This window comes from Bradyrhizobium sp. Kon10 (assembly GCF_055807395.1).
The window spans coordinates 232,674-248,778 of record NZ_JBVVOZ010000001.1; the positions used below are offsets into that span (position 1 = coordinate 232,674).

Genomic DNA, 16,105 nt, shown 5'->3' on the forward strand with positions numbered 1-16,105 from the left:
GGCTGCTCCCCTGCGGCCTGTGTTTCGAAACGCCACCAACGCAAACGCAGATGTTGGATTACGCGGCGAACTTCGAGAGCCGGCTCATTTCCTGCGTCACCAGCTCGCGGTAGGGACCGTGGCCCTGCATCAGGCGGTCGGGCGCGCCATCCTCGATGATTTTGCCGGCCTTCAGCACGATGACCCGGTCGAAATTGCGCAGCGTTGCCAGGCGATGGGCAATCGCGATGACGGTGCGGCCGCGCATGAGCCGCGACAGCGCCTCGCGAATCGCCTCTTCAGATTCACTATCGAGCGCAGCAGTCGCCTCGTCCAGCAGCAGGATCGGCGCATCCTTCACGAATGCGCGCGCGATCGCAATGCGCTGGCGCTGGCCGCCCGACAGCTTGACGCCGCGGTCGCCGACCATGGTATCGAGACCTTCCGGCAGGCTGTCGATGAAATCGCAGCGAGCCGCGATCGCGGCGCGCAACACCTCGTCGTCGGTCGCATTGGGCCGGCCGTAGCGGATGTTCTCGCGAATGGAACGGTGGAATAGCGAAATATCCTGCGGCACGACCGAGATGGCCTCGCGCAGGCTCTGCTGCGTCACCTTGGAAATGTCTTGCCCGTCGATGGTGATGCTGCCCTCGTCGGTATCGTAGAAGCGCTGCAGCAGCGTGAACAACGTCGACTTGCCGCCGCCGGACTGACCGACCAGGCCAACGCGCTGGCCGGGCTGGAGGCGCAGACTGAACCGCTCAAAGATCTTCTCGCCGGCGGGATAGCCGAAGGTGACATTGTTGAACACAATCGCGGCGCCGCTCTTCACCAGCGGCTCGGCCGCGGGGTGATCGCGCAACTCGTGCGGCACCAGCAGCGTTGCGATGGCTTCGGTCAGCCGGGCGACGTGCTGGGTGACGTCGACCAGGGCGACCGCGAGATCACGGGTGGCACTGAGGATAGAGAGGCCGAGCGTGCAGACCAGGACGACATCGCCGGTGGTCGCCTCGCCGTCCTGCCACAGCGAGATCGCCCACGCCATCAAGGCGATCGTCAGAACCACGGTCACGCCGGCGTGAAAGAGCCGCAGCTTCTCCAGGTAACGCAGGCTGCGCCCGCGCGCGGTCACTTCCCGATTGACGGTGGCGTCGAAGCGCTCGTGCTCGTGGCCGATGCCGCAAAACGCGCGGACCAGCGGCATGTTGCTGATGACGTCGATCATCTCGCCGTCGACAACGGCCGCCTTGTCGGCAAAATCGTCGTGGAGCGGCTTGCCGGCCGCGGCAAGGCGGAACATCGCGACTACCATCCCGCCGGCGATCACGATCAGCCCGAGCGCCATATAAGGACTGACGGTTCCAATCAGGGCGATGGCCGCAAATGTGGCGATGCACGGCGGCAGCACATTCCATACCACCATGTTCTCGACGGTGAACACGGCGTTCGATGTGGCGGTAATGCGGCTGGTCAGCATGCCAGGCATGCGGTCCGAGAAATAGCTCGGTGCGTGCCCGGTGAGATGACGAAAAATGTCACGGCGCAGATCGCCGGTGACGCGGACGAAGGTGAAGCTCGCGGTCCAGCTTGCGATCCGCCACAGGAAATTGTCGGCGGCGATGAGCGACATGAGGAAAATGAATGACAGCCATACGCTTCCGCCATGCGAGGCCCCGGCTGACAAACTGTCGACCAAGGATTTGACGCCGTACTGCGTGCCCACCGAACAGGCAACCGCTGCAACTACAGCCGTCAGGATCACGAGATGCGACGCGAGGCGGTGCCGGAGATAGCGCAACACAAAGGCCAACGGCCGGCGTGCGTATCCAGAGAGTTGATCCATATGGCTGCGACCCCGTTATGACATCGGAAATGATGTCGAATTTTCTTACTGGTCGATTGAACATCGACCGCTTCGCCTCGGTTCCCGGGCAAAGCCATCACGACACGCGGATGCGGACGATCTGAGAGCGGGAGATGGCATCATCGCGACGACGCTGCACTGTGTCGAAGAAGTAACGTTCGTGGAAAGGAACTTCGCAACTGCGTAAACGTTCCCTGATTGGCATGCCGGTGCCCGACACGGCGGGGGTTTCAACGTTCATGATCGCAGAGGAGATGGTGAGATGCGCATCGCGCAGGTAGCTCCGTTGACGGAGGCTGTTCCACCCAAGCTTTATGGCGGCACCGAACGGGTGGTGCACTGGTTGACGGAAGAGCTGGTTGCCCTGGGGCACGACGTGACGCTGTTCGCAAGCGGCGATTCGCAGACCTCCGGGAAACTCGATGCACCCTGGCCGACGGCGCTCCGCCTCGACGGTTCCGTGCGCGACGCCAATGCGCTCCATATGGTGATGCTGGAGCGGGTGCGGCAGAAATGTGACGACGAGGAGTTCGACTTCCTCCACTTCCATCTGGACTATTATCCTTGGTCGCTATTCTACCGGCAGCCGACGCCGTTCCTGACCACACTGCACGGCCGGCTCGACCTGCCCGAGCACCAGCCCGTGTTCCACAATTTCTCGAAGGTCCCGGTGATCTCGATTTCCAACGCGCAGCGTCGGCCGGTGCCGCAGGCCAATTGGATCAGGACCATTCACCACGGATTGCCGGAGAAGCTGCTGACGCCGAAGCTTGTGAAGCAGGAATATCTCGCCGTGCTCGGTCGCATCGCGCCGGAAAAGGGCGTCGACCGCGCCATCAAGATCGCGGTCCAATCCGGCATTCCGCTGAAGATCGCGGCCAAGGTCGATCGCGCCGATCAGGATTATTATGACGAGCTGATCCGCCCGATGATCGAGAACAATCCGCTGGTGGAATTCATCGGCGAGATCAGCGATCACGAGAAGTCGGAATTCCTGAGCGGCGCGCTCGGGCTGCTGCTGCCGATCGACTGGCCGGAACCGTTCGGCCTGGTGATGATCGAGGCCATGGCCTGCGGCACGCCGGTCGTTGCCTTCAACCGCGGCTCGGTGCCGGAGATCATCGACGAGGGCCTCACCGGCTTCGTGGTCGAGGACGTCATGAGCGCGGTGGGCGTCGTCAAGCGCCTTGCGCAACTGGACCGCGCCGCGATCCGCAGGCAGTTCGAGTCGCGCTTCACGGCGCGCCGGATGGCGCTGGATTATCTGGCGGCGTATCGCAGCCTGACCGAGGCCCAGGCGCCGCGGATCAAGCTGGTGAGCAGCGCGGAGTAACCGTCGCTGTCGTCCCGGACAAGCGAAGCGCAGATCCGTGACCCATAACCACAGGACGCCGTTTGGCGAAGACTCGGAGTGACCAGTCTCGCCCTACGACGTCTCCCTGGGGTTATGGGTCCCGGCCTTCGCCGGGACGACGCTGAATTTTGCAACAGCGCCCTACACCACCACGGCCCGCTTCGGCTCAACGATCTCGAACATGCGCGGGAATTCGTCCATCAGGCCCATCAGTTCGGCGAGCCGCATCGGGTTTCCGGCGAGCTTGACCTTGCCGGCGGCAACGGCTTCCGGAAAGCTCGTCAGCTTCGCGATCACCTCGTCGAGCGTCGACCGCGCCAGCGTGAAGCTGGCATCGGCATTTTCCGCCTGCACGCCTTCGCTATAGGTCAACGCCGAGTTCTCCAAATTGAGCACGAAGCTCTCGCCGGTATCGGAGAAGCTCCAGTTCAGGACGATGTGCTTGCCTTCGGCCTTGGGGCCGTTGAGACGAATGCCGAGCACGTCCCACAGCTGCCCGGTGCGCAGTGCCGCGAGCGTCTCGCGCGGCATCGGCGGGCGCGGCGCCGCCTTCGGCATGCCCTCGCGCAATTCCTGCGCGCCGAACAGATAGGCATTGCGCCAGGTCGCGCTCTCGGCGGTATAGCCGAGTTGCTCCAGCGTATCAGCCAATAGCGCGCGCGCCGCCGCATTGTCCGGCTCGGCAAAGACCAGATGGCCCAGCGCCTGCGCCACGAAGCGGAATTCGCCCTTGTCAAAATCCTTCCGCGCGCGAGCAAGGATGGCATCCGCGCCGCCCATATACTCGACATACTTTTTGCCGGACTCCACCGGCGGCAGCGGATGGAGATTGACCGGGTTGGCGTCGTACCAGCCCAGATATTTCTGATAGATCGCTTTCACATTGTGCCGGATGTGGCCGTAATAGCCGCGGCCGTGCCAGGCCCCCTCCAGGCTCTTCGGCAGCTGGATCGTCTCGGCAATCTCGGCCGCGGTGAGGCCGTGGTTCATCAGGCGGATGGTCTGGTCGTGCGCGAATTTGTAGAGATCGCGCTGCTGCCGGATCATGCTGCCGATGCGCTCGCGGCCCCACACCGGCCAGTGATGCTGACCGCACATCGCCTCCGCCTTGCCGTCCCAGAGCAGCAGGGCTTCGCCCAGATATTTCGACCAGGCCAGCGCGTCGCGCACATCGGCGCCGCGGAACGGCAGCAGATTGTGGAAATTATGGGTGCAGTTTTCCGCGAGGTTCAACAGCTTGTAGCGCGGGATGAAGAAGTGCATCTCGGCGGGCGCCTCGCTGTTCGGCGCCATCTGGAAATGGAATTCGACGCCGTCGATCACGCGCTCGTCGCCGGTCGCCATGATCAGGTCGGTCGGCCGCAGCAGCGCGACCGAACCGGCCGCCATCGACTTGCCGAGGCCGCAATCGACCTGCCCGCGCACACCCTTGGCAAGGAACGGACCGAATTGATATTGCGCGCGGCGCAGCATCGCCGGCCCCGCGATGATGTTCTCGGAGACCGCGTGCTCCATGAACAGGTTCGGCGCGATGATCGGCACCCGGTCCGTCGCCAGCGCATCCTCCGCCAGCACTCCGCGCGCACCGCCCCAGTGATCGGTATGAGTGTGCGTGAAGATCACAGCCGCGACCGGCCGGGTGCCGCGATGCTTATAGTAGAGATCAAGCGCAGCGCGCGCGCCTTCGATCGAGGTCAGGGTGTCGACCACGATGACACCGCTGTCGCCCTCGATCAGCGTCATGTTGGCAATGTCGAGCCCGCGCACCTGATAAACGCCCGGCACGACCTCGAACAGGCCGTGATGCATGTTGAGGCGCGACTGGCGCCACAGGCTGGGATTGACCGTCGACGGTGACTGCTCGGCCGCGAGGAAGCCGTACGGCTCGAGGCTCCACACCGTCCGCCCCTGCGCATTGGTGACCTTCGCGTTCTCGACGGTGCCGAGAAAGCCGCGCGCGGCATCGTCGAAATCCCGCGTGTCGGAAAACGGCAACGCGTTCAACATCGCCGTTTGCTGCGCAATCACGGACGGCGTCGCGTCCTTCGGCTTGCTGCTGGTCTCTGTCATGATTTGTTTCCTCCCGGCCTTTGCAGGCATCTAACCGCATCTTGCGGGTGATTGCCATCGTGAGGAGGGCGAAGCGAAGCGCACAGGCGCTCTCTTCCCTTCTCCCCTGTGGGAGAAGGTGGCGCGAAGCGCCGGATGAGGGGTATGTCTCCACTCGCAAGGCTGTTCGTGAGGATAGAGACCCCTCACCCGGCTTCGCTGTCGCGAAGCCACCCTCTCCCACAAGGGGCGAGGGTGCACCGTCTTCGCGGCGCGCTAATGCATCCCCAGCACCCGTGGCAGCCATAGCGTCAGATCCGGCCAATAGGTCACGATGACGAGGAAGCCGAGCATCGTCAGCAGCCATGGCATCACCGCGCCGGCCAGATCGGTGATGCGCATGCGCGCTATCATGGATGCCACGTAGAGGTTCAAGCCGACAGGCGGATGGCAGAGGCCGACCTCCATGTTGACGTCCATCACGATGCCGAAATGCACGAGGTCGATGCCGAGCTTCTTGGCCGCCGGCGCCAGGATCGGGGCCATGATCAGGATGATCGAGTTCGGCTCCATGAAGTTGCCGGCGAGCAGCAGCAACACGTTGACCACCAGCAGGAAGCCGACCCAGCCGAGATTCTGCGCCGCGATCCAGTCGGCGAGCGTCGCCGGCAGGTTCTCGTTGGAGAGCACGAAGGAGAACAGCACCGCGTTGGTGACGATGTAGAGCAGCATCGCGCTGGTGTTGGCGGCACGCAGCAGCACCCGCGGCACGTCCACCATCTTGATCGCCTTGTAGACGAACACGGCGATGATGAAGGAGTAGACCGCAGCCATGGCGGCCGCCTCGGTGGCGGTGAACAGGCCGCTGTAGATGCCGCCGATGATGATGACGACGAGCATCAATCCCCAGATGCTCTCGCGGAAGGCGTGCAGCGTCTCGCCCCAGCTCGCCTTCGGCATCCGCGGATAGTCGCGCTTGCGTGCCAGCCACCAGGTCACGATGCAGAGCATGGTTGTCAGCAGCATGCCGGGCAAGAGGCCCGCGACGAACAGCGCGCCGATCGAGGTGTTCGTCGAGACCGCGTAGACGATCTTCGGAATCGACGGCAGCATCAGGATACCGAGCGACCCCGCCACCGTGATGATGCCGGCGCCGAAGCGCATCGGATAGCCGTGACGGACCATCTCGGGCAGGACGATGGCGCCGATCGCCGCCACGGTTGCGACGCTCGATCCGCAGACCAGCGCGAACATCGCGCAGGCGACGATGCCGGCGAGCCCGAGGCCGCCGTGCCAGTGCCCGATCAACGAGGTCGCGAAATTGATCATGCGTCGCGCGACGCCGCCATGGGTGAGGAAATTGCCGGCGAGGATGAAGAACGGGATCGCCATGATCTCGAAGCCCTCGATGCCGGTGAACAGCTTCATCGAGACCGCTTCGATCGGCACCGTCGTCAGCGTGAACAGGAACGTCATCACGGTGAGACCGAGCGCGATCGAGACCGGGATGCCGGTCAGCATCAGCGCGATCAATAACGCGAACACCGTGACCGCGCGCAGCCAGTGCGGCAGCACGACCACACCCGATTTCTCGGCGAGGCACATCGCAAAGATCAGGATCGGCGCCAGGATCAGGATGACGCCGAGCGGCGAGACTTTTCGCCCAGCCGCCCTGGTTGCGGCACCCGCCGGCTGCGGATGCAGCGCGGGCGAAATATCGGCCTCCACGCCCTCGACCCGGGTCTCGTCATGATGCGGCAGCTCGCCGGTCCAGAAATAAAACCAGGAGACCTGAAGGAAGCGGAAGCACATCAGCCCCGAGCCGAGCGGGATCGCCAGATAGACGAACCACATCGGTGCTTCCAAATCGTTGGACTGCTGTCCGGTGTGGAACATCTCGCGCACGAAGGAGACGCCGAAGGCGGCGATCATGCCGGTGAACAGCGCGCCGCAGAGCAGCGAGAACAGGATCACCTGCTTGCGCGAATGTTCGGGCAGGCGGTTGACGAGGAGATCGACCCCGACATGGATGCCGGTGCGCACGCCATAGGCCGCGCCGAACTTCGCCATCCAGATGAACATGTAGATGCAGAGCTCCTGCGCCCAGGAGAGATCCAGCTCGGACAGGAAGGTGAACACCGCCATCGACAGTGTGGCGAGCCAGGTCAGCCCGTGCGCGGCGGCCCATCGCGAGAAAACGATTGATTCGCCGGCGCCGTAGCGGTGCACCACGGCGACGAAGATCAGGCCGGTTGCAGCCGCAATGAGCGCCGCGATCAGCCATTCTTCCAGATGGTTGAGCGTACGGTTGAGCACGCGAAGCAAGATCAAGTCCCCCATATCGATGCGAAACGGCCGGGAGCATTCACTCCCGACCGTTTGCGTTGTTGTCTCCCCGGAACGCGCGTCAATTCATCTTGACGTCGAGTTCCTTGGCAAGAAGATCGAGCACTTCCTGCCCGACCCGGCCCTTGGCCCATTTGTAAGTCGGCTGCATCGCTTCCTGCCACGCCTTGCGATCGGCGTCAGTCAGATAATGCAGCGTGGTCTTGCCCGTCTTCTTGATCTCGGCCAGCGCCTCGTCGTTCTCCTGGCGCGCGATCGAGTTGGTGTACTCGGTCGCCTCCGCCATGGCCTTGTCGAGCTGGGCGCGGATGTCCGGCGGCAGGCCGGACCAGAATTTCGAGTTGACGATCACCGCATATTGCAGATGCGCGTGATAGGACACGGTGATGTCCTTCTGCACCTCGTAGAACTTCTGCGTCCAGTAATTGGACGCCGTGTTCTCGCAGCCGTCGACCACACCGGTCTGGAGCGCCTGGTAGACTTCGGAGAACGCCATGATCTGCGGGATCGCGCCAAGGATGCGGAAATACTGGTCGGCGATCTTCGATCCGGAGATACGGAATTTCAGGCCCTTGAAATCCTCCGGCTTCGCCAGCGAGCGGTTCGCCGACACCATGTGGAAGCCGTTGTCCCAGTAAGCGAGCCCGGTGATGCCCTTGGCCTCCAACTTCTGGAACAGCCACTTGCCGATCGTGCCCTTCATCGCATTCGAATAGGTCTGTTCGTCCTTGAACAGCCAGGGCAAGTCGAGCGCCTCGAACTCCTTGATGCCGAGCGGCGCGAACTTCGCGGTCGAGGGCGCGAGCATCTGCACCGAGCCGAGCTGCAGCGCCTCGATCTCCTCCTTGTCCTTGTAGAGCGAGGAGTTCGGATAGACTTCGATCTTGACCTTGCCGTCGGTGTACTTCTCGGCGAGTTCCTTGAACTTGAGCGCGCCCTTGCCTTTCGGCGTGTCATTGGCGACGACGTGGCTGAACTTGATGATGATCGGGCTCTGGGCCTGGACGGCAGGCGCAGCCACGAGAATAGCCGTGGCCGCGACTGCAAGAAGCAGCTTGCGCATGAAGTAACCTCCCAACAACCTCTAAAACCGGGTTCTTTTTGTTTTCCGATTTCAGTAGTGGCAGCAATCGACCAACCGAACAACTAGACCTAAGCCCAATTTGCCGCAGCTAGGCTAGCTTGATCGCTGTTGGATACGCAACCCGGCGCCCGCTCCGGCCCGAGGAAGCGAGCGCTTATGTCGCATTGCGGCGGCGCAATTAACCTTTGCGTTGCGCGACGATGAACAGCCGCCGGAACGGGAACAGCGTCTGTCCCGCCGCATTCTTCGGATAGGCTTTTGCGACCCGCTCGCCGTAAGCGGCTTCGAAAGCGATCCTCTCATTGCCCTCGAGCACGTCGAGATAGCGCGTCAGCCAGGTGCCCTTGGTCCATTCTTTCACCGGGTTCTCACCTTCGAGCACCTGGAGATATTCGGTCTCCCAGATGTCGATGTTCTGCGACAAGGGCAAAAGCAGGTCGTGATAGAACGCCGGCGCTTCGACCGGCGGCGGGGTGACGAGATGTTCGACCTTGGACCGCCAGGGGCCGTTCAGCGCGGTCTCGCCGATCAGCACATGCGAAGGGGCCAGGAAGTTGCGCGGCATCTGCACCGCGAGCACGCCGCCGGGCGCGACCTTTGCCATCACCGATGGAAACAGTGCCGCGTGATTGGGCAGCCAGTGCAGTGCGGCATTGGAGTAAATCAAATCGTATTGCCCGGCGGGATGCCAGTGGCCCAGGTCCTCATGTGACCATTGCACGTCCGGCGCCGCCTTCCGGCCCGCGGCTACCATCTCGGCCGAGCCCTCGACGCCGGTCACCGTGGCATCCGGCCAGCGCTCCTTGATCAGTTTCGTGACGTTGCCGGCACCGGCGCCAAGATCGGCTATCTCACGCGGGGCAAAATCCGGAATCCGCATCAACAGGTCGACTGCGGGCCGGAGTCGGTGGCCGGAGAATTTGAGATATTGCTGCGGATCCCAGACCATCGGCTGGCGCCTTTTCTTTTTGGTGTTTCCTTCACTGTCTCTCTTGGTTACCACTGCTCGTCCCGGTCGGGCAAATCAACCCGTCACGGACAGGGCAGGAAACGAACGGCAATAAGAACCAACCAAGAGAGCGTGTGACCATGGACCTCGGGCTCAAATCGAAAACCGCTGTCGTTACCGGAGCCAGCATCGGCATCGGCCGCGCCATCGCCAAGGGCTTGGCTTCAGAAGGCGTCCGCGTGGTGGGCGTGGCACGGCGGACCGACCTGCTCGCAGAGCTGGCGCAGGAAATCGGCGGCGGATTGATCACACCGTTCGCGCAAGATGTGATGGCCAAGGACGCGGCGGAAAGGATCGCGGCCTTCGCACTCGGGGAGCTCGGCCATGTCGACATTCTCATCAATAATGCCGGCGGCAGCCGGCCGCTGCCGGTTGATGCGCCCGACAGCCAATGGGACGACGCGATCGCGCTGAACTTCACGAGCTACCGCCGCATCGCGCATGCGCTGTTGCCTCAAATGATCGCACGCAAATGGGGCCGTATCGTCAACATCACCGGCAAGTCCGAGCCGGAAGGCCTCAACGCCGCATTCGCGGCCAAGGCTGCCGTGCACGCCTGGGCCAAGGGCCTGTCGCGCGAGATCGGGGAGCACGGCATCACCATCAACTGCATCCCGCCCGGCCGCATCATGAGCGAGCAGATTCGCCGCAACTATCCGCCGGACTATCGCGAGCGCTTTGCCGAAGAGGAGATCCCGGTCGGCTATTGGGGCGAGCCGGAGGATCTGGCAGCACTCGCGGTGTTTCTGGCCTCACCGGTGGCGCGCTACATCACGGGCACGGTGATCCCGGTGGATGGCGGCTTGCGGCGGTATCAGTTTTGAGGCGCGGGGGCGGCTAAGCGATCAGCCGCGAAGACGCCTATGTCGGATCTGCTCTCGGCTGCGGACGCCGCCAGATTGGGCTGGCGTATCGGTGGAGGGCCAAGAGCCGGCGTTCATAGGCGTATCGCATCCCGGGACATGTTGCGGCGGCGCGGCCGCACAAACATGGCGGCAAAGGCAAGCGCGACCCGCCAGCCCGGTGCCGCCGATTTCGGCGGCGTCGAGACCGCCAGCGGACTTGCGACGAAGACCGCGGTCAGGCCTTTCGATGCCTGGATCGTCAGCGCAGCCACCGATACGCCCGCGATCACATCCACGAAGTAATGCCCCCCGACGAGCGGAGTGGCCACGAGCATTCCCGCATTCAGCATCAGTAGGGCAGGCCGCAGCCACCAAATGCTCCATAAGCTCCAGATGCTGAGAAGTGCCGTGGCAGCGTGAAAGCTCGGGAAGGTGAGGATGCCGCCGAGCTTCGCGATGTTGAGAGCTCGCAACGTGCCATCGCGCAGCATCGGTATCTCGCGTGCCTGTCCTCCATATCCGTTCGCGTGGAATAGCTCGGTATCGGAGGGCAGCCCGAACTCGAAATAGGTTCCGACCGCCGGAAGCAGGGAGGAGACGACAATCACCACGGAGAGCGCCAATGTTGACGCCATCACGAACTGCTGCAGACGGATATACTGCCCCGTCAGCCCCAGTACAACCGGGACGCCGAAGGCCGGCATGAGGATCATTGCGTAAAAGACCTTGGCATAGAGCAGCAATTCCGGACGGGCCATCGCAAAATGGAAATATGCAGGCCAATCCAGGCCAAGCAATCGGTCAAGCTCGGCAAATCTCGCGTCTTGCAGCGGCATCCCCGCGCCCAAGCCGATGTAGGACAGCGGCGCTGCGAACATCACGAAACAACCCATCTGCGCAAATGCGATCATGGTGAACGCCGGCCGCTCGCCCCAGCCCCACCGCATGAGCCACAACCCGGCCACCGCCAGCGCCGGAGCTGTGAGGACCTCCGTCGTCATCAAACCTTCCAGTGTGAAGGTTGAAACGGCAAGCCCGATGCAGAGCGCCAGCGCACATCCAGCCACAAGGCTCCAGTTGACCAGTAGCAACCTGTTCGCAATCCGTCGTTCGGCGTGAGCGAGGAAGCGCCGCTCCTCCTTGACAGCACAATTTGCTCTCGCAAAAGGCGGCGCACCGAACATTCCAATTTCCATTCCAACGCACGTGCAATTTACGACAGTTCTCCCACAAGTTTAGCGCCTACGCTGTAGAGTTGCATCTCACGATTGGCGCTACCGTTATTGTTGGTGAAAAATGCGTTTCCAAAACGTTGTCGGCTGCGTTCCTGCTGTGAAATCTCGCTCGCAAGCGGGAAAAGGCGATCTCGCCGGTAGGGTCAAAGCGAGTTGAGACAATGTTGACGTGTCTGCAGAAGCGGCACCATCACGGAACGATTGGTAGAGGTCTGGCAACACCCGCCCTCGATCAACGCGATCTGTAAGAAAAGCAAAAACTCACTCACTTGCAAAATCCTGATCGCGCAACGGTACCCCGTCACATGGCAAAACTGTTTCAGCAAGTCTCACGTAAGGGTTGCTGACGTTCTGAATTCGATCTGGGCGTGAACCTCACCGAACTCTTTCAGACCAAAATAGATGCGGGCTTGCTCCGCATCATCCGCTCGTCCCATGCATTTCATCACGCAGAGGAGCAATCAATGAAAATCCAGCCGCGCGCGCTTTCATATTCCCTCAGTGCCGTCCTCACGCTTGTTGCCGGTCCCGCTCTCGCAGACTGCGGCTCGCTGCCCAATCTGTCGCAGCTTCGTTCGGCGCTGGTCGGTGCCATCACGCCCACAGGCGGCGCGAATGGCGGACTTGGTTTCAACATGTGGGGCACAATCGTCGACCGGGACGGCACGGTTTGCGCCGTCGCATTCTCGGGCAGCCAGTTCACGTCGCAATGGCTGGGCAGCCGCGTGATTTCGGCGCAGAAAGCCAACACGGCCAATGATTTCAGCCTCGGTCACAACGCGACTCCCGCCGGAAGTGCGTTTCCGACCGGCCTTGCTTTGTCGACGGCCAATCTGTTCTCGGCCGTTCAACCCGGCGGCAGCCTCTACGGCCTCCAGCACAGCAATCCGGTCGACACCGAGGTTGCGTATGGCAATCACCCCGGCTTTAGCGGCGTCACGCAGGCCAATTTCAATCCGGCGCCGGTCAACAGCCAGGCCTTCGGCACGACCGCGGACCCGATGATCGGCAAGCGCGTCGGCGGCGTGAACGTGTTCGGCGGCGGGCTCGCGCTCTACAAGGCCGGGCAGCGCGTGGGCGCTGTCGGCGTCAGCGGCGATACGTCCTGCACCGACCACATGGTGGCGTGGCGAACCCGCCATGCCCTTGGATTCGACGAACTCCAGGGGGTCGGGGGCGTGGCCGATGCAAGCCATCCCGACAACATCATTTTCGACATTGCCGCGAACGGAGACGGTACCGGCGGCACGGGTCAGGCGCCGAACGGACAGGGCGGCGTCGGTCAAAGCGCCAGCGGATTCGGCCACCCCAAGTGCCTGAACAATCCGTTGCCCGCTGCGGTATCCGGCCTTCCACCCGTCAAGTGACAGTCATCGCCCGGAGAAACGCGACGCGTCGTTCTCCGGGCGCCTTTTCCGAATCTGACATCGCGTCATAGAACCGATCGGCTATTCGCGCCAACACCGCACCGCGCCCCCGCCTTCATTCGATGACCTGCTCGGCACGAGCGATCAGCGTCGGCGGAACATGGATGCCGAGCTGCGTAGCGACCTTGAGATTGATGACGAGATCGAACTTGGTGGGCTGCACGACCGGCAAGTCAGCGGGTTTTTCACCCTTGAGGATGCGCGTAACGTAGACACCCGCCTGTCGCCACGTGTCCGACAGGTTGGGACCGTAGCTGAACAGGCATCCGTCAGCGACATCGACGTTTCCTACGCAAATGGGCGGTATCCCGGCTCCAAGTCCCTTTTCGATGTGCAGATTGCGGCCACTGAATCCGAACAGAGGATCAGTGCTGGACAGGAATGCTCCGACTTTCAACTTGCGCATCGTCGCAAAAGCGTCATCGAACTCGCTCTCGCTGGAGACATTCACGACATGCAGCGTCAATCCCAGGGATTGAGCTGCGGCTGTCGCCTCCTTGATCTGCACATCGGCCAGCGTGCCTTTGGGATTCACCAGCAACGCGACATCTGAAACCTCGGGCATGATTTCACGCAAAATGCCCATCCGCTTCGACACGAGCTCGGTGCCGATGAAGGTTGCGCCGGTGACATTGCCTCCAGGACGGCTGAAGCTCGCAACAAGACCGTCGCCGACCGGGTCGCCGCCATAGGCAAAGACGATCGGAATCGACGTCGTGGCCGCTTTCGCCGCTCGCGCAGGCACCGGCGAGCCGGTCGCAAAGATAACAGACACCCGGCTCTCTACGAGCTGGGCCGCCAAAGCCGGCAAATGGTCGAACTGTTTCTCCGCCGAACGATAGACGATCGTCAGGTTCCTGCCTTCAATGTAGCCACCCTGCTCGAGACCGGCCCGAAAAGGCTTGATGGCCCAATCCGCCAATTCGCTGAAGCTGAGCAATCCCAAAGTCGGCTGCGGCATCTGCGCTGCGGCTGGCGATGCCATCGACAAACCCAGCAACACGATGACGTCGCGGCGCTTCAATTCCTCACTCCTGAGCGGATGGTGCCGATTCAATGTAGTCTGCTGCCGCACACCCGGTCTTCATCCTGAGGGCCCGCCAAAGGCGGGCGTCTCGAAGGATCGCCACAGAGAAATTGGCCCCATATGCGATGGCCGCTCCCATCTCCAGCGGCGGACATTGCGCGTTCAAGCGCACACACCAGCCTTTTTGCCAGGATCACATCGTGCCGGTGTTTTGCCCGACGAGTCAACATCGTCGCGGTGAAGAATGTTGTCACGGCACAATTCGAAAATCCCTTACCGATCAAGGCTGCTTCTACTGTGCATGGGGTTGTTTTCGATCTTTTTGTTTTGAGGGCTCAGGCTCGCATGCCCGACCGCATACTGCAGCCGGCGCGATCGACTGACCTTCGCGCATACACAGCATGCAACCATATGCCTGTGGAAGCAGCGTTGGGCGTAGTACATGCCGGACAGACCATCGAAGCCCAGCTGCCGGAGCACGCGCAGGCAATGACAATGACACTACCTGCCGCCGCGCGCGAGCCCGAACGCACAGCTTCAGACGGCCTGCCAACGGAGCGGCGGCGCTGGGCCATTGCCGCGATCTTCACCGCGCTGGCAATGGCCTCGCTCGATACCGCGATCGCCAACATTGCGCTGCCCGCCATCGCGGCCGATCTGCATGTCAGCCCGGAGCAATCGGTCTGGGTCGTCAACGTCTATCAGATCGCACTGGTCGCGACGCTGCTGCCGCTCGGCGCGCTTGGCGAGATCGTCGGACACCAGCGCATCTATCTCGGCGGCCTGATCCTGTTCACCGTGGCATCGCTGCTCTGCGCGGTCGCCTGGTCGCTGGAGAGCCTGCTGGTGGCGCGCACGCTGCAAGGCCTCGGCGCGAGCGGCATCATGAGCGTCAACACCGCGCTAGTGCGCTTCGTCTATCCCGGCCGGATGCAGGGCCGCGGCTTCGGCCACAACGCGATGGTGGTCGCGACCGCCTTCACCTTCGGACCCTCGATCGCCTCCGCCATCCTCGCGGTCGGTCCGTGGCCGTGGCTGTTCGCGGTCAACATCCCCTTTGGCCTCGTGGCCATCGGCATCGGGTTTGCGATGCTGCCGAAGACGCCGCGGGCGGATCACGGCTTCGATTTTCTCGGCGCCGCCCTCGCCTCGGCCTGCCTCGGCCTGTTCATCACGGGGATCGGCAGCGCCGCGCATAATCTGTCGCCTGCCATGGTGGCGATCGAGCTGGTTGCGGCGCTGGTACTCGGCTTCGTCCTGATGCGCCGTCACGCCGACCATCCCGCACCGATGCTGCCGATCGACCTGTTCAGCCGGCCGATGTTCGCACTGTCGGCCGCGACTGCGGTCTGCTCCTTCGCGGTCCAGGGCCTCGCCTTCGTCTCGCTGCCGTTCTATTTCGAGGATGTGCTCGGGCGCTCGCAGGTCGAGACCGGTTTCTTCATGACGCCATGGCCGCTGGTGGTCGGGATCATGGCGCCGATCGCCGGCCGCCTGTCCGATCGCTACGCGGCCGGCCTTTTGGGCGGCATTGGGCTGGTGCTGCTCGGACTGGGCATGGCCCTGCTCGCGATGCTGCCGGCCAATCCGGGCATTCCCGACATCATCTGGCGAATGGCGATCTGCGGCATGGGCTTCGGCTTCTTCCAGGCGCCGAACATGAAGGCGGTGATGTCAAGCGCGCCGCCACATCGCAGCGGCAGCGCCTCGGGCATCGTCGCCACCGCGCGCCTGATCGGACAGACCACGGGCGCGGCGGTCGCCGCGGCCTGCTTCGCCGTGGCCGGCCATAACGGCGCGACAGTCGCGCTGGCGCTGGGCGCAGGCTTCGGCGCGCTCGGCAGCGTGATGAGCTTTTTGCGGCTCGCGGTGAAATAGAACCGTCA

General features: G+C 62.9%; 11 protein-coding genes and 1 pseudogene. 4 read left to right on the forward strand and 8 right to left on the reverse strand.

Going from position 1 to position 16,105, the window contains the following annotated elements:
* Positions 1 to 58 precede the first annotated feature (58 nt).
* Positions 59 to 1,822 carry an ABC transporter ATP-binding protein gene (locus AC0L2O_RS01090; RefSeq protein WP_409189674.1) on the reverse strand — a complete coding sequence of 588 codons (1,764 nt, stop codon included), beginning with the start codon at positions 1,820 to 1,822 and terminating at the stop codon, positions 59 to 61.
* 283 nt (positions 1,823 to 2,105) lie between these two features.
* On the opposite strand from AC0L2O_RS01090, the gene AC0L2O_RS01095 reads away from it, so the two are divergent.
* The gene (locus AC0L2O_RS01095; protein WP_473368390.1) at positions 2,106 to 3,176 is read left to right on the forward strand and encodes a glycosyltransferase family 4 protein; all 1,071 of its coding nucleotides are present in this window, start codon (positions 2,106 to 2,108) and stop codon (positions 3,174 to 3,176) included.
* A gap of 162 nt (positions 3,177 to 3,338) precedes the next feature.
* On the opposite strand, the gene AC0L2O_RS01100 is transcribed toward AC0L2O_RS01095, so the two are convergent.
* The 5 genes and pseudogenes from AC0L2O_RS01100 to AC0L2O_RS01120 form a co-directional block, all read right to left on the reverse strand.
* Positions 3,339 to 5,267: an alkyl/aryl-sulfatase gene (locus tag AC0L2O_RS01100; RefSeq protein ID WP_473368391.1), complete on the reverse strand. Its 1,929-nt coding sequence runs from the start codon at positions 5,265 to 5,267 to the stop codon at positions 3,339 to 3,341.
* 255 nt (positions 5,268 to 5,522) lie between these two features.
* Positions 5,523 to 6,806, reverse strand: coding sequence for a TRAP transporter large permease (locus tag AC0L2O_RS01105; protein ID WP_369726483.1), 1,284 nt, complete (start codon positions 6,804 to 6,806; stop codon positions 5,523 to 5,525).
* 243 nt (positions 6,807 to 7,049) lie between these two features.
* A pseudogene (locus AC0L2O_RS01110) lies at positions 7,050 to 7,586 on the reverse strand (TRAP transporter small permease); the annotation flags it as partial.
* Between the two features lie 67 nt (positions 7,587 to 7,653).
* Complete coding sequence (locus tag AC0L2O_RS01115; RefSeq protein ID WP_473368392.1) at positions 7,654 to 8,655, reverse strand: DctP family TRAP transporter solute-binding subunit; 1,002 nt, start codon at positions 8,653 to 8,655, stop codon at positions 7,654 to 7,656.
* A gap of 199 nt (positions 8,656 to 8,854) precedes the next feature.
* On the reverse strand, positions 8,855 to 9,625 hold the full coding sequence (locus AC0L2O_RS01120; RefSeq protein ID WP_369725559.1) for a methyltransferase domain-containing protein: 771 nt from the start codon (positions 9,623 to 9,625) through the stop codon (positions 8,855 to 8,857).
* Positions 9,626 to 9,765: 140 nt separating this feature from the next.
* On the opposite strand from AC0L2O_RS01120, the gene AC0L2O_RS01125 reads away from it, so the two are divergent.
* Positions 9,766 to 10,509 carry an SDR family NAD(P)-dependent oxidoreductase gene (locus AC0L2O_RS01125; RefSeq protein WP_473368660.1) on the forward strand — a complete coding sequence of 248 codons (744 nt, stop codon included), beginning with the start codon at positions 9,766 to 9,768 and terminating at the stop codon, positions 10,507 to 10,509.
* Positions 10,510 to 10,622: 113 nt separating this feature from the next.
* Here AC0L2O_RS01125 and AC0L2O_RS01130 read toward each other — a convergent pair whose 3' ends face one another.
* Positions 10,623 to 11,714, reverse strand: coding sequence for a phosphatase PAP2 family protein (locus AC0L2O_RS01130; RefSeq protein ID WP_473368393.1), 1,092 nt, complete (start codon positions 11,712 to 11,714; stop codon positions 10,623 to 10,625).
* A gap of 515 nt (positions 11,715 to 12,229) precedes the next feature.
* Between AC0L2O_RS01130 and AC0L2O_RS01135 the strand changes: the two genes are divergently transcribed.
* Positions 12,230 to 13,132: a heme-binding protein gene (locus tag AC0L2O_RS01135; protein ID WP_473368394.1), complete on the forward strand. Its 903-nt coding sequence runs from the start codon at positions 12,230 to 12,232 to the stop codon at positions 13,130 to 13,132.
* A 115-nt stretch (positions 13,133 to 13,247) separates the two neighbouring features.
* On the opposite strand, the gene AC0L2O_RS01140 is transcribed toward AC0L2O_RS01135, so the two are convergent.
* Positions 13,248 to 14,216 (reverse strand): ABC transporter substrate-binding protein, encoded by a 969-nt coding sequence (locus tag AC0L2O_RS01140; RefSeq protein ID WP_473368395.1) that lies wholly within the window; start codon positions 14,214 to 14,216, stop codon positions 13,248 to 13,250.
* A gap of 492 nt (positions 14,217 to 14,708) precedes the next feature.
* Between AC0L2O_RS01140 and AC0L2O_RS01145 the strand changes: the two genes are divergently transcribed.
* Positions 14,709 to 16,097 carry an MFS transporter gene (locus tag AC0L2O_RS01145; RefSeq protein ID WP_473368661.1) on the forward strand — a complete coding sequence of 463 codons (1,389 nt, stop codon included), beginning with the start codon at positions 14,709 to 14,711 and terminating at the stop codon, positions 16,095 to 16,097.
* The last annotated feature ends 8 nt before the right edge of the window (positions 16,098 to 16,105 follow it).

What these genes read in the sequence shown, in the direction of transcription:
- AC0L2O_RS01115 (WP_473368392.1), bottom strand. Translation starts at nt 8,655, where the DNA reads ATGCGCAAGCTGCTTCTTGCAGTCGCGGCCACGGCTATTCTCGTGGCT.
- AC0L2O_RS01100 (WP_473368391.1), bottom strand. Translation starts at nt 5,267, where the DNA reads ATGACAGAGACCAGCAGCAAGCCGAAGGACGCGACGCCGTCCGTGATT.
- AC0L2O_RS01095 (WP_473368390.1), top strand. Translation starts at nt 2,106, where the DNA reads ATGCGCATCGCGCAGGTAGCTCCGTTGACGGAGGCTGTTCCACCCAAG.
- AC0L2O_RS01125 (WP_473368660.1), top strand. Translation starts at nt 9,766, where the DNA reads ATGGACCTCGGGCTCAAATCGAAAACCGCTGTCGTTACCGGAGCCAGC.
- AC0L2O_RS01145 (WP_473368661.1), top strand. Translation starts at nt 14,709, where the DNA reads ATGACAATGACACTACCTGCCGCCGCGCGCGAGCCCGAACGCACAGCT.
- AC0L2O_RS01090 (WP_409189674.1), bottom strand. Translation starts at nt 1,822, where the DNA reads ATGGATCAACTCTCTGGATACGCACGCCGGCCGTTGGCCTTTGTGTTG.
- AC0L2O_RS01120 (WP_369725559.1), bottom strand. Translation starts at nt 9,625, where the DNA reads ATGGTCTGGGATCCGCAGCAATATCTCAAATTCTCCGGCCACCGACTC.
- AC0L2O_RS01130 (WP_473368393.1), bottom strand. Translation starts at nt 11,714, where the DNA reads ATGTTCGGTGCGCCGCCTTTTGCGAGAGCAAATTGTGCTGTCAAGGAG.
- AC0L2O_RS01135 (WP_473368394.1), top strand. Translation starts at nt 12,230, where the DNA reads ATGAAAATCCAGCCGCGCGCGCTTTCATATTCCCTCAGTGCCGTCCTC.